The sequence below is a fragment of the Nesterenkonia sp. Act20 genome, assembly GCF_019173455.1.
Lineage (GTDB): Bacteria > Actinomycetota > Actinomycetes > Actinomycetales > Micrococcaceae > Nesterenkonia.
In genome coordinates this window covers 220,935-233,734 of record NZ_JADPQH010000001.1, presented here as the reverse complement: position 1 = coordinate 233,734, position 12,800 = coordinate 220,935, and the positions used below count along the sequence as shown (strand labels likewise).

12 protein-coding genes are annotated in these 12,800 nt (G+C 67.2%); 7 read left to right on the top strand and 5 right to left on the bottom strand.

Annotated elements, in window-relative coordinates:
- Positions 1 to 62: 62 nt before the first annotated feature.
- The 3 genes from IY716_RS01055 (at position 63) to IY716_RS01045 (ending at position 4,239) form a co-directional block, all read left to right on the top strand.
- Positions 63 to 2,630: a DNA topoisomerase (ATP-hydrolyzing) subunit A gene (locus tag IY716_RS01055; protein WP_218219816.1), complete on the top strand. Its 2,568-nt coding sequence runs from the start codon at positions 63 to 65 to the stop codon at positions 2,628 to 2,630.
- 153 nt (positions 2,631 to 2,783) lie between these two features.
- Complete coding sequence (locus tag IY716_RS01050) at positions 2,784 to 3,125, top strand: BlaI/MecI/CopY family transcriptional regulator (protein ID WP_218219815.1); 342 nt, start codon at positions 2,784 to 2,786, stop codon at positions 3,123 to 3,125.
- 31 nt (positions 3,126 to 3,156) lie between these two features.
- Positions 3,157 to 4,239, top strand: coding sequence for a M56 family metallopeptidase (locus tag IY716_RS01045; RefSeq protein ID WP_369699542.1), 1,083 nt, complete (start codon positions 3,157 to 3,159; stop codon positions 4,237 to 4,239).
- Positions 4,240 to 4,280: 41 nt separating this feature from the next.
- On the opposite strand, the gene IY716_RS01040 is transcribed toward IY716_RS01045, so the two are convergent.
- Both IY716_RS01040 and fabG read right to left on the bottom strand, forming a co-directional pair.
- Positions 4,281 to 5,042 carry an SDR family oxidoreductase gene (locus IY716_RS01040; RefSeq protein ID WP_218219814.1) on the bottom strand — a complete coding sequence of 254 codons (762 nt, stop codon included), beginning with the start codon at positions 5,040 to 5,042 and terminating at the stop codon, positions 4,281 to 4,283.
- Between the two features lie 67 nt (positions 5,043 to 5,109).
- A complete protein-coding gene (gene fabG / locus IY716_RS01035) occupies positions 5,110 to 5,817 on the bottom strand; it encodes a 3-oxoacyl-ACP reductase FabG (RefSeq protein ID WP_255316381.1) in 708 nt (235 codons plus the stop codon).
- A 154-nt stretch (positions 5,818 to 5,971) separates the two neighbouring features.
- Here fabG and IY716_RS01030 point away from each other — a divergent pair, with 154 nt between their 5' ends.
- From IY716_RS01030 to IY716_RS01020, 3 genes are read left to right on the top strand one after another with little or no spacing between them, the layout of a single operon-like run.
- Positions 5,972 to 6,415 carry a DUF3099 domain-containing protein gene (locus IY716_RS01030; RefSeq protein WP_218219812.1) on the top strand — a complete coding sequence of 148 codons (444 nt, stop codon included), beginning with the start codon at positions 5,972 to 5,974 and terminating at the stop codon, positions 6,413 to 6,415.
- Positions 6,415 to 6,705 carry an acetone carboxylase gene (locus IY716_RS01025; RefSeq protein ID WP_218219811.1) on the top strand — a complete coding sequence of 97 codons (291 nt, stop codon included), beginning with the start codon at positions 6,415 to 6,417 and terminating at the stop codon, positions 6,703 to 6,705. The genes IY716_RS01030 and IY716_RS01025 overlap by 1 nt, the downstream gene beginning before the upstream one ends.
- On the top strand, positions 6,702 to 7,634 hold the full coding sequence (locus IY716_RS01020; protein ID WP_218219810.1) for an SURF1 family protein: 933 nt from the start codon (positions 6,702 to 6,704) through the stop codon (positions 7,632 to 7,634). Before IY716_RS01025 ends, IY716_RS01020 begins: the two co-directional genes overlap by 4 nt.
- A gap of 3 nt (positions 7,635 to 7,637) precedes the next feature.
- On the opposite strand, the gene IY716_RS01015 is transcribed toward IY716_RS01020, so the two are convergent.
- Both IY716_RS01015 and IY716_RS01010 read right to left on the bottom strand, forming a co-directional pair.
- A complete protein-coding gene (locus tag IY716_RS01015) occupies positions 7,638 to 8,777 on the bottom strand; it encodes a hypothetical protein (RefSeq protein WP_218219809.1) in 1,140 nt (379 codons plus the stop codon).
- 138 nt (positions 8,778 to 8,915) lie between these two features.
- Positions 8,916 to 10,514 carry an ABC-F family ATP-binding cassette domain-containing protein gene (locus IY716_RS01010; protein ID WP_218219808.1) on the bottom strand — a complete coding sequence of 533 codons (1,599 nt, stop codon included), beginning with the start codon at positions 10,512 to 10,514 and terminating at the stop codon, positions 8,916 to 8,918.
- Between the two features lie 65 nt (positions 10,515 to 10,579).
- Between IY716_RS01010 and IY716_RS01005 the strand changes: the two genes are divergently transcribed.
- Positions 10,580 to 11,305: an ABC transporter ATP-binding protein gene (locus IY716_RS01005; protein ID WP_218219807.1), complete on the top strand. Its 726-nt coding sequence runs from the start codon at positions 10,580 to 10,582 to the stop codon at positions 11,303 to 11,305.
- Here IY716_RS01005 and IY716_RS01000 read toward each other — a convergent pair.
- Complete coding sequence (locus tag IY716_RS01000; protein WP_218219806.1) at positions 11,299 to 12,762, bottom strand: sugar transferase; 1,464 nt, start codon at positions 12,760 to 12,762, stop codon at positions 11,299 to 11,301. The genes IY716_RS01005 and IY716_RS01000 overlap by 7 nt on opposite strands.
- Between the last annotated feature and the right edge of the window lie 38 nt (positions 12,763 to 12,800).

Genomic DNA, 12,800 nt, shown 5'->3' with positions numbered 1-12,800 from the left:
AATGGATACTGCCCTCTGGCAGGCACCTGCCCTCCGACAGAAACAGGATCAGCTCCCCCGCTATGGCCCGCCAATCCAAGAGCGCCGAGACTCCCCCGGTGACGCCGGAGAAGAACATCATCGACATCGACGTCTCTGCGGAGATGGAGACCTCCTTCCTGGAGTACGCCTACTCGGTGATCTATTCGCGCGCCCTGCCCGACGCCCGGGACGGGCTCAAGCCCGTGCAGCGCAGGATCCTGTACATGATGTCGGACATGGGCCTGCGGCCCGAGAAGGGCCACGTCAAGTCCGCACGCGTGGTCGGTGAGGTCATGGGCAAGCTGCATCCCCACGGCGACGCCGCGATCTATGATGCGCTGGTGCGCATGGCGCAGCCCTTCGCGCTGCGCCTGCCGCTGGTCGATGGACACGGCAACTTCGGCTCCCTCGACGACGGCCCGGCGGCCCCCCGCTACACCGAGGCGCGGATGACCGCTGCGGCGCTGTCGATGACTGCAGATCTCGATGAAGACGTCGTGGATTTCGAGCCGAACTACGACAACCAGCTCACCCAGCCCGGCGTGCTCCCCAGCGCGTTCCCGAATCTGCTCGTCAACGGAGCATCGGGGATCGCCGTCGGCATGGCGACGAACATGGCTCCGCACAATATGCGCGAGGTCATCAACGGTGCCAAGCACCTGATTCTGCACCCCGCGGCCACGGTGGAAGACCTCATGGTCCACATCCCGGGCCCTGACCTGCCCTCCGGCGGGCGGATCGTGGGATTGGACGGGATCGCCGACGCCTACCGCACCGGGCGCGGCTCCTTCAAGACCCGGGCCAAGGTCTCCATCGAGCAGGTGTCGGCGCGCAAGACCGGGATCGTGGTGACCCAGCTGCCGTACATGGTCGGCCCCGAGAAGGTCATCGAGAAGATCAAGGACGCCGTCCAGGCGAAGAAGCTCACCGGCATCTCCGATGTTCTGGATCTGACCGACCGCAAGCACGGGCTGCGGATGATCATCGAGCTCAAGGCGGGCTTCAACCCGCAGGCGGTGCTCGCGCAGCTCTATAAGCAGACGCCGCTGGAGGATTCCTTCGGCATCAACAACGTGGCCCTGGTCAACGGCCAGCCCCGCACGCTGGGTCTGCTGGAGATGCTCCAGGTCTACGTGGACCACCGTCTGGACGTGGTCCGGCGGCGCAGCGCCTACCGGCTGCGCAAGCGTGAGGACCGCCTGCACCTGGTCAAGGGCCTGCTCATCGCGATCCTGGACATCGACGAGGTCATCCAGATCATCCGTGCCGCAGACGACACCGGCGCTGCGCGCCAGCGGCTGATGCAGATCTTCGAACTCACCCAGGCCCAGGCCGATCACATCCTTGAGCTGCGGCTGCGCCAGCTCACCCGCTACTCGGCGCTGGAGCTCGAACAGGAGAAGGAGCGCCTGGAGGCGGAGATCGCCGAGCTCCAGGCCATCCTCGGGTCTGAACAGCGTCTGCGCAGCCTGGTCGCCGAAGAGCTGGACGAGGTGGCCGCCAAGTACGGCGACGACCGACGCACCGAGCTGCTCGACGCAGAGGCAGCCCCCGCCGCAGCAGCTGCGCCGGCAGAAGCCGGTCCGGCCGCCGGCTCCACCAGCCTGCAGATCCCGGATGCCCCCTGCTGGGCCGTGCTCTCCACCTCGGGTCAGTTGGCGCGAACCACGAATCGCAGCACGCTGGTCCATCCCTCCCGGCGCGCCCGGCACGATGCGCTGACCTCCGCCGTATCCACCACGGCGCGCGGAGAGATCGGCGCAGTCACCTCCACTGGTCGCATGGTCCGGGTGCCGGTGATGGACATGCCGGCGATCGAGATGTCCTCCGGTGCGGTGAACCTGACCCACGGCGTCAAGGCGAAGGAGTTCCTGCACCTGGAGAAGAACGAGGAGCTGCTCGCCTTCGTCCCACTGGACGCAGTCATCGCCCTGGGCACCGCGCAGGGGCGGGTCAAGCGCGTGAACCCGGAGTACCCGCTCAATCGGGACGACTGGGAGGTCATCTCGCTCAAGGGCGAGGGACGCACCCAGGATCGTGTCGTCAGCGCCGCAGTGGCCGAGGACGACGCCGATCACCTCTGCTTCATCACCGCAGGAGCGCAGCTGCTGCACTTCGAGGCCGGACTCGTCCGGGCCCAGGGGCGCACCGCCGCCGGCATGCTGGGCATCAAGCTCGCCGAGGGGGATGCGGTCATCGGCTTCTCCGTGGTCCCTGCGCACGCCTTCGCGGAGACGACAGAAGACGACGACGCCGTCGATTCAGCCCAGCCAGCAAGCTCCAATGCCCTGGTGGTCACCCTGGCCGCCGGAGACACCCCCCTGGAAGGGTTCGAGTCGGGGAGCATCAAGCTCACCGACCTGGCGGAGTTCCCGGCCAAGGGTCGCGGCACCGCGGGCGTGCGCTCCCACCGGTTCATGCGGGGAGAGGATCACCTTCGGCTGGGCTGGGCAGGCCTCGGTCCCGCTCTGGGCGCCGCGAAGAACGGCACTGCGCGGAATCTTCCCTCGGAGATGGCCCGCCGTGACGCCTCGGGCGTCCCGCTGGAACGCGCCGTGGACGCCGTCGCTCCGAGTCCCGAGACGCTGAATCCGTCCACCGCCGAGTGACCGTGACACACCATTACTACAGCGTGTAGAAATCACCCCTGGGCAGGAGTATCCTGGTGCCTTACCTGCACGTAGGCGCAGCCCCCAGGGCGCTCCCAGGTGCACCGTTGTTGTCAGACCACTGTTGTGACAGTCGATAAGGAGCACCCGAAGATGGCCACTCTCGGAGGACTTGAGCGCTCAGTCATGAGCCTGCTCTGGGACAGCGCCGAATCCCTCAGCGCCAATGATGTGCGCGATCGTCTGGGCGAGGATCTGGCCGTGACCACGGTGCTGACCGTGCTCTCCCGGCTCGAGCGCAAAGAGATGGTCCGGCGCGAGCGATCCACGAGGCCGCACCGCTATTCGGCCACCGCCTCCCGCGAAGAGCACACCGTGGAGATGCTCAACGAGGTCCTGGGCACTGCGGGTGATCGTGAGGCCGTGCTGGCCCGGTTCATCGGGACCATCCCCGATTCCGAGGCAGCCGCGCTGCGGCGCCTGCTGCAGAACTGAACCCAGCACCGTTCCCCACTAAACTGAATCGGTGACCCTCCTCGCCGCATGCCTCGCCGCCCTGGCCCTCATGCTCGCGATCCCTGTGCCGCGGCTGCTCCGGGAGGCCGAGTTCCGCTCCCGCTCCCCCTGGGCAGCGATGCTGCTGTGGCAGGCCATCGCCCTGGCCGGGGGCGTCTCCATGGTCAGCGCCCCAATGGTCTACGGCCTCGGACCATTCGGGGATTCGGTGCCCGCCGCCGCTTCCAAGGTGCTGGGGCTGATGGCCACCGCAGATTTCGCGGCTCTGACGGACCTGGGAGTGCACCCAGGACACATCTTCGCGCTGTGCCTGAGCGTGCTGCTGGGCGGGCACCTGCTGCTGACCCTGCTGCTGACCTATGTCCGCGTGCTGGGCCAGCGCCGCCGTCACCGCGACGTGGTGCGTCTGCTCTCCACCCCGGTGGACGGCAACCGGGCCGCCGTGCTGGGAAGGCACCTGAACCTGTCCGCAGAGCTGGGCGATGCCCATGTGCTCGAACATGAGGCCCCGCTGGCCTATTGCCTGCCTGGACGAACGCATGCCGGCTCCGTGACGGTGCTCTCGCGAGGACTGCTGAACCAGCTCTCGGCGGCCGAGCTGGGCGCCGTCGTCGCGCACGAGAAGACCCATCTGCAGCAGCGTCATCACTTCCTCACCATGGCCTTCGAGGCGTGGTACCGCGCGCTGCCCTGGCTGCCCACCACCCGGCATGGCCGCGCTGCGGTGACCGAGCTGACCGAGATGCTCGCCGACGACGGCGCCCTGCGCGCCCACACGCGTCAGGACCTGCTGCGCGCACTTGCGCTGAGCTCCGCCGGCCCGGATCACCAGGATGTCCTTCGCGAGGGAACTCAGACCGTGGCCGAGAGCCTCGCCCCGGCTGAAGCAGAGACCGCACGCGGCCCCGAACCCGGCCCCGATGCTGAGTCCACGAGCGGCGACGATGCAGAGTCCAGGCTGATCACCACGGCGCGGCTGCGCAGGCTCCTTGCACCACCGGCGCCGCTGTCCCGGCCAGCCCTCGGGGGCGTGATCGGCAGCGCGGCAGCACTGGTGCTGGTTCCAGCGGCGGCCCTTCTGCTGGGCGCCTGAGTGCTGGGCGCCGGGATCAGACGCAGCACGGCGACCGAGCGCTAGCTGTTCGCCGCCAGGAAGTCCTCTGCGCCGCCGACAAGCTCGGTGTGACCCTGCGCCAGATCTTCGCGTCCCACCAAGGACGCGATCTCCGCCGCGAACTCCTCGACGCTGTAGAGCCGACCAGCGGCCTCACGGCGTGAGGCGATCGCACCCGGCTCGGCACGTTCGAGCAGCGTCGCCGTGATGGTGCCTTCGATCATGTCGCCCGAGACCACGGTGAGCGTGATGCCTTTGGCGTCGAGCTCCGGGATCAGCTCCCGAAGCGCATCCTCGCCAGCCCGCTTGGACCGAGCCACGGGCTCGTAGGAGTCCATCGTGGCGGTCTGCTTGATGAAGTGCGCCTGGTGGCTCGTGACGAACACGATCTGGCTGCCCTCGGGCATCACCTCGATCGCGGTACGCGCCATCTGGACCTGAGCGTCGCGGTTGAGCATCAGGGCGTAGTCCTCGCCGCGGCCGGACTCCATTCCGCCCGAGGCGTTGAGCACGAGCAGGTCCAGCGATCCGAAGTTCCCCACGGCGGCGTCCACCAGGGCCTGCGCGCCGGCCTCCTCGGTAAGGTCCGCGCCGACGGCGACCGCGCGACCGCCGGACTGCTCGATGCCGGCCACCACCTTCTTCGCCCGAGGCGCCTTCTGCCGATAGTTGATCACCACGCCCGCACCTCGGGCGCCGAGCAGCGCTGCGGTGGCGGCCCCGATGCCGCGGGAGGATCCGGTGATGATGGCGCCGGTTCCGGCCAGGTCCTGCTGTGTCATGAGTGCTTCCTCAGTTCTGCGTCGTGGTGTGCTGTCTCGCGTGCGGCGGTCGCCGCAGCCGGGAAGGTCAGTGGCCCATCCCGAGGCCACCATCTACCGGGATCACCGCTCCGGAGATGTAGGAGGCCTCGGCGGACGCGAGCCAGCGCACCACCGAGGCGACCTCTCCAGCCTCGGCGAACCGTCCGGCGGGGATGTTCTGCAGGTATTTGGCCTGCGTGGCCTCGTCCAGCGCATCGGTCATGTCCGAGCGGACGAAGCCGGGAGCCACCACGTTGGCGGTGATGCCGCGGCCGCCGAGCTCGCGGGTCAGTGAGCGGGCCATCCCGATGAGGCCCGATTTGGAAGAGGCGTAGTTGATCTGGCCAGGGGACCCGTAGAGACCCACCACCGAGGAGATCAGCACCACGCGGCCCTTCTTCATCCGAATCATGCCCTTGGAGGCCCGCTTGAGCACACGGAAGGCGCCGGTGAGATTGGTGTCGAGGACATCGGTGAAATCATCTTCGCTCATCCGCATCAGGAGGGTGTCTCGGGTGATCCCGGCGTTGGCCACAAGAATCTCGACCGGACCGTGGGCCTCTTCAACCTGAGTGAACGCGGCGTCCACGGAGGCGGAATCAGTGACGTCGGCCGCCACTCCCAAGGCGCCCTCAGGGGCCTCCCCATTGCGGGTGGTGACGGCGACCTTGTCACCGTTGGCGATGAAGGCCTCCGCGATGGCCCGTCCGATCCCGCGGTTCCCGCCGGTGATCAATACGCTGCGTGCGTTCATAAGTCTCCTCATTACGAGCCTCGTTCCCAGCGGCTCGGTGGGCTTGGCCACCATTGGCGCGGGAAATGTTCTCTGCCCAGCCTATGCCAGCGGCTATGTGACCGTCGCGTCACATCGCCGTCCCACCTCCAGGTTCGACGCCTAGACTGTCCGGGTGAGCGATCAGGTCCACTCGATCACTGATGCACCGCAGAAGCACAGTGACGAGCAGCACGGGAGAATGGTCCGCTATGCGGTGTCAATGGGCATCCGCATGGTGTGCTTCATCCTGGCGGTGATCCTGCAGAACTGGATGACGTGGGTTCTGCTCGCCCTCGCAGTGGTTCTGCCCTATGTCGCCGTGACCACGGCGAACGTCGGCGGTGATCGATATATGCGCCGCAGCGAGTCTGAGGATCTCCAGTCCCCCTCCCTGCTGGGCACCTCCCATGAAGAGGCCCCACCAGCGATGGACCGTCAGTGGTGGGAGGACGAGGAGGACGCGCAGGAGGACGCCGATGCCGAAGGCTATGCCGCGCAGCCCGAGGTCATCGCTGGAGAACTCGAGGACCCCGACGCCCCCGAAGACACCGACGAGGAACAGGACGAACGCCGCTGATGGATCTGCTCAACAGCCTCGGCAGCGACAGCGCGCAGCCAGGCCCGCAGACCCCGGAATGCTCCCGCAAGGGCTGCCGGAACACCGCAGACTGGCAGGTGCTGTGGAACAACCCCAAGATTCATGACTCTGCTCGTCGCAAGGTATGGCTCGCCTGCGAGGAACACCGCGCGTGGTTGGAGAACTTCCTCGCCCAGCGACTGTTCTGGCGCAGCACTGAGCCCCTGACCAGCGCAGACGAGGATTCCGGCACGGTCGCCCCAGACGACGAGCGTCGGATCGACCCATGACTCGCTATCGCTTTCTGCTCACACCCACCTGGCTCGGCTGGCTCGCCATCTGCACGCTCTTCGCCGTGGCCTGCGTGTTCCTGGGCCAGTGGCAGATCGACCGCCGCGAAGCTTCGCTGGAGGAGATCAACCGCATCGTCTCCAACTACGACGCCGACCCGGTGCCCTACTCCGAGGCCCGAGACCTCTTCGACGCGGCCCAGGCCGACGACGAATGGACCGTGGTCGCGCTGACCGGCGAGTACCTCGAGGACGACTCTCGGCTCGTCCGGAACCGGGCACACCGCGGGTCCGTGGGCTATGAATCACTGGTCCCCTTCGCCGTCGCCGGCACCGATGACGTGGTGATCATCGACCGCGGGTGGCTGCCCACCGACAGTTCCGATGGTTCCCGCCCGGAGTACTCACCAGCGCCGCCCGAGGGCGAGGTCGATCTTGTGGCTCGCATCCGACCCGCCGAGCCGGCGATCAATCGCGGGGCCCCCGAAGGTCAGCTCGCCTCGATCGATCTCCAGGAGTACCAGGATGAGCTCGACTACAGCCTCCTCACAGGCGGCTACGGGCTCATGGCCGAGGAGTCGCCCGACCCGGAGACGGCCCCGCGACAGCTGACCCGTCCCTCAATGGAGGAGGGACCCCATCTGTCCTATTCCATGCAGTGGCTCACCTTCGGCCTGCTGGGCTTCATCGGCTGGGGCTACGCCGCGCGAATCCACGCCCGGAATCGTGACTTCGATGAGGCCGAGGCCGCGGCGACTGGGGCGACTCCGCATGCAATCTCAGAGGATGGCGGGCCGGTGCATGCTGCCTCCTCCGTGCCCGCGCAGGATCGAGTGCGTGAGGCCAATCGACGTCGCCGGATCACGACCGGACGGCTCTCGGACGAGGACCTCGAGGACGCCTGGGTCGACCAGCGACTGGGCCGCTGAGCCTCACCCGGCGGGCGGCAGTTCATCTCCGGCGCACGAGGCGACCTCCCGCCAGTGCAGAGACTCCTCGTCGAGCTGCCAGTGCGTCACCTCGGGGCCGAGGCTGGTCTCCGCGGTGAACCACCAGGTCTCCCCCGGGTTCCATCCCGCGATCACACTGGCAGTGTCTGCCGCCACCGGGATCGCCCGGCCGGCACTTCTCAGATAGCCCGCGATGCTGAGGTGGACGCCGTCGTACACCTTTGACACAGCCTCCCAATCGGGAATCACCCACTTCCCGGCTCTGCCAGTGGTGCGGAACCAGTCGTGGCGCTTCTCGGCGGTGACCTCCAGCGGGAACCGCTCGCAGAGTACAGCCCAGTCCTGGGCGGTGCGGATCTCATAGACGCTGGGCACACCGGAGACCCAGAGCCGACGCGTGTGTGCGGTCTCCCAGCCGAAGCTGTCCTCGAAGAAGTACAGGACCGCCGGTGCGTGATCGGAGAATCGAGCGGTGCTGCGCCGCAGGTTCTCCGGCGGCCGGGACCACCAGAATCCGCCGTAGCTCGCCCTCGGATCTTCCGGACGGTCACGCCGTGCCCGGAGTTCCAGGGCCTGCTGTTCCGCACGCCAGTCCGAGAGCACCCGCGCGGGTTCGCTCGACTGGTCGTATCCCGGAATATCTGGCCACTGCACGCAGGCCTGATCCATCAGGCGCACGTCTTGGTTCCACCACGTGGTCTGCGGAGACTCAAGAAGGTGGTGGGCCACACGCAACGCAGCGCCGCGCAGCTCCGCGGAGGCGGCAAGATGGTCCTCACCCTCTGGTTCCTGCCAATAGCGCGCGAACGCCGCGACGTCGCCGAGGACGAACCGCAGCAGATCCTCCGTGGGCTCCGCAAGGTTCGTGGCGTCCAGAACCCGCGAGACCTCCTTGGGCCCGACAGCTGACGACAGTACGCGGACCGAGGAGCCGAAGACCGGCCACCGGGACACGAGCCGTCCACGGTGCTCACCCTCGGGCTCGAGCGCCGTCGCTGCCTGATGCACCGCTCCGGAGAGCACAGTTGAGCTCGGGTCCGCACGCCGCTCGGAGGCCATCGCGAACTCCAGCAGCCGGCGTCCCCGCGGGCCGTCAAGCAGAGCGTCGGGGGTCAGATCCATGGGCAGAGCCTAGCGACCACGGACCTGGACTCACCAGCGCCATTCGGAGCTGCGTCGGGCCGGCACTGTCGGGCGGGCGCCGCCGGGCGGTCACTGCCGGGCCGGCACCGCCGGGCCTGCACAGTCTGTCCCGCATGATCAGGCCAGGGTGATGAGGTCCTCGTAGTCCTTGGTGTAGATGTCTTCCTCGCCATCGGGCAGCAGCAGCACCCGGTCGGGGCTCAGCGCCTCCACCGCACCCGGGTCGTGGCTGACCAGGACCACGGCACCCTCGTAGGTGCGCAGCGCGGCGAGGATCTCCTCGCGACTTGCGGGGTCCAGGTTGTTCGTCGGCTCGTCCAGCAGCAGCACATTGGCGCTCGAGGCCACCAGCGAAGCCAGGGCCAGGCGAGTCTTCTCGCCGCCGGAGAGCACCGCCGCGGGCTTGCTCACGTCATCGCCGGAGAACAGGAAGGACCCGAGGATCTTCCGCTGGTCGGTGTCGTTGAGGAACGGTGCCGCGGTCTTCATGTTCTCCAGCACGGAGCTCTCGGTGTCCAGAGTGTCGTGCTCCTGGGCGAAGTAGCCGAGCTTGAGCCCGTGTCCGGGGATCACCCGGCCGGAGTCCGCCTCCGCGGCGCCGGCCAGCAGGCGCAACAACGTCGTCTTGCCTGCACCGTTATAGCCCAGGATGACCACACGAGAGCCTCGGTCGATCGCGAGGTCCAGTCCGGTGAAGATCTCCAGGGAGCCGTAGGACTTCGAGAGTCCCTCCGCCATGAGCGGGGTCTTGCCGCAGGAGGCCGGCGCGGGGAAGCGGATGTTCGCCACGCGTTCGGCCTGGCGCTCGCCCTCGAGCCCGGCCATCATGCGGTCGGCTCGCTTGAGCATGGATTGGGCAGCGACGGCCTTCGTGGCCTTCGCGCGCATCTTCTCCGCCTGGAAGCGCAGCTGGCTGGCCTTCTTCTCCGCGTTGGCGTACTCGCGCTTGCGCCGGGCGGCGTCCTGATCACGCTGGACCAGGTACTTCTTCCAGCCCATGTTGTAGACATCGAGCGTCATGCGGTTGCCATCGAGGTAGAACACCTTGTTGACGGTGGATTCGATGAGGTCCACGTCGTGGGAGATCATCAGGACTCCCCCGGCGTAGCTCTGCAGGTGATCTCGCAGCCAGACGATGGAATCCGCGTCCAGGTGGTTCGTGGGCTCATCGAGAAGCAGGGTGTCCGCGTCGGAGAACAGGATCCGGGCGAGCTCGACGCGGCGGCGCTGACCACCGGAGAGCGTCTTCAGCGGCTGGGTCAGGATGCGCTCGGGCAGATCCAGGTTGTTGCAGATCATCGCGGCCTCGGCCTCGGCGGAGTAGCCTCCGGCGGCGTCGAACCGGGTCTGCACCTTCGCGTACTGGGTCATCGCCTTGTCGCGGACCGCGTCGTCGGTGCTGGCCATGTCCTGCTCCGCCTGGCGGAGCTTGGCGGAGATGACATCGAGCTCGCGGGCCGCGAGGATCCGGTCGCGGGAGAGCTGCTCCATGTCATCGATCTTGGGGTCCTGCGGCAGATAACCGATGCTCCCCCGGCGCTCCACATGTCCGGCGGCAGGCTGGGTCAGCCCCGCAAGGACCTTGGTCAGCGTGGTCTTGCCGGCGCCGTTGCGCCCGACGAGGCCGACTTTGTCTCCCGAATCGATGCGGAACGCGACCTCGTCCATCAGCAGACGCGCTCCGGCGCGGAGTTCAAGATTGGATACGCTGATCAACGGTGCAGTTTCCCTTCGGGCCGCGCAGAGCGCGCTGGCCTGACAACTTTGAATAGGTGGGTTCGGTGGACAACCCTTCCAGTGTAACGACGACCCTCGATGCAGCCGCATTCGATGTCGACACCTCCGACGGCGGTCGGCGGCGCATCCTGCATCCGGTGACCCTGAATCTGCCCGAACACCGCATCGCAGTGATCGGCGCCAATGGGTCAGGAAAGTCCACGCTGCTCCGGCTCATCGCCGGACTCGTGGCGCCCAGCTCGGGATCGGTCCAGCTCAGCCCCACCGGCCTGCGGACCGGATTCATCTTCGCCAACCCACAGGCGCAGCTGATCATGCCGGTGGTCGGCGAGGACATCGCCTTCTCACTGCGCAGCAGCATCTCCTCGGCAGCGCAGCGACGTCAGCGCAGCCGTGAGATCTTGGACACCATGGGCCTCGGTGACCGAGAGGAGTCCAGCATCTACGACCTCTCCTCCGGAGAGCGGCAGAAGGTCGCACTTGCCGGTGTCCTCGCCGCGGAGCCGGAGCTGGTGCTCGCCGATGAGCCCACCACGCTGCTGGATCTGCGCAGCACGGTGGAGTTCACCGAGATGCTGATGAACCTGACACCACCGATGATCGTGGCCACCCACGACCTCGACCTGGCCGCACGGGCGCAGCGGGTGCTGGTCTTCGACGACGGCCACCTGGTCGCCGACGGCCCGCCGTCCGTGGCCATCCCGCATTATCGCGAGCTCGCCGGAGGCGGTGGCGGCGATCTGTCTACCCCGCAGAAGCCGGATCAGTAGGCGCCGGACCCCCCGACGACGGCCTGAACCGTGCGCAGCACGATCACGATGTCTCCCATCAAGGACCAGTTCTCCACGTAGTACAGATCCAGACGCACGCTCTCCTCCCAGCTGAGATCGGAGCGACCGGCGACCTGCCACAGCCCAGTGATCCCTGGCTTGACGAGCATCCGCCGGTGGGTGGTGTCATCGTAGGCCTCCACCTCCTGGGGCAGGGGCGGACGGGGTCCCACGACCGACATCTCACCGCGCAGCACGTTGTAGAACTGCGGCAGCTCATCGAAGCTGAGCCTGCGCAATACCGCACCGACCCGGGTGACGCGAGGATCTTTGCGCATCTTGAAGAGCACACCGTTTCCCTCCGAGAGGGTCTGCAGCATCGACAGGTGCTTCTCTGCGTCCACCACCATCGAGCGGAACTTAAGCATTGAGAAACGTGAGTGGTCGATCCCGACGCGTTCCTGGCGGAAGAGCACCGGACCCGTGCTGTCCAGCTTGACCCAGACGGCGATCACCAGCAGCAGCGGCGCGAGCATGAGCAGCGCCGTGGCGGAGACGACGATGTCGAAGGCACGTTTGGTGACCCGGCCCATGGTCGACATCCGCGGGTAGGCCACGTAGAGCATCGGGACGCCCCCGACGATATGCGCTTCGATCCGTGAACCGGCCACCTCAGAGAGCGAGGGAACCACGACCAGGTTCACGTCCAGGGCTTCCAGCGCCCAGCCCAGTTCACGGACCGACTCCGGAGGAAGGAGATCGGTCTCGGTGAGCATCACCAGATCTGCGGCGCTGCGCGTCACCACGTCGATGATTCTCGCGACGGTGCGTCCCGGGTCCGCGACTGCGCCGTCTGCATGAGCCGGGCCCTCGGTATAGGTCGCCGTGACGGTGGTCCCGGTGGAGGTCTTGGAGCTTTCCACTGCAGAGACCACATGGCGGACCTTTCGAGCATCACCCACGACGACGACACGATGAGTCCACTCACCGTGACGCCACCGGTCCAGGAGATATCGACGCCAGGCGTGCCTGCCGATCAGGAGGCCGGCGGCTCCCAGGGGAAGCGAGACGATGATGTGCTCTCGGGGCACGTCCAGGGCGAGGACGACCACGGCCACGAAGAAGACTCCGAAGGTCACGAAGGTCCCGACGAGGACGCGTCGATACTCAGTGAGTCCCGATCCGATCTGCTTCCAATCCCGGGACCTGCCGAGACTGAGCACGAGCACCCACAGCGCGCCCAGCCCCAGAGTCACACCCACCGGGTGCTGACCCTGCAGAAGGAGTCCCTGAACTGCCCCAAGGATTCCCGCGATGACGGCGAGATCAGTCGCGAGCAGTCGCATGCCATAGCTGGTGTGCCACTCCCGCGCGGAGGCGGGACCAGAGGGCGCAGTCATCCAGTCGGCTGCCGCGACGAGCCGGGTGGTGTTCGCCGAAGCGGTCTGGGCCGTCATGACGAGGCCTTCGGGCTGTGCGCGGGGACCAGCTGATA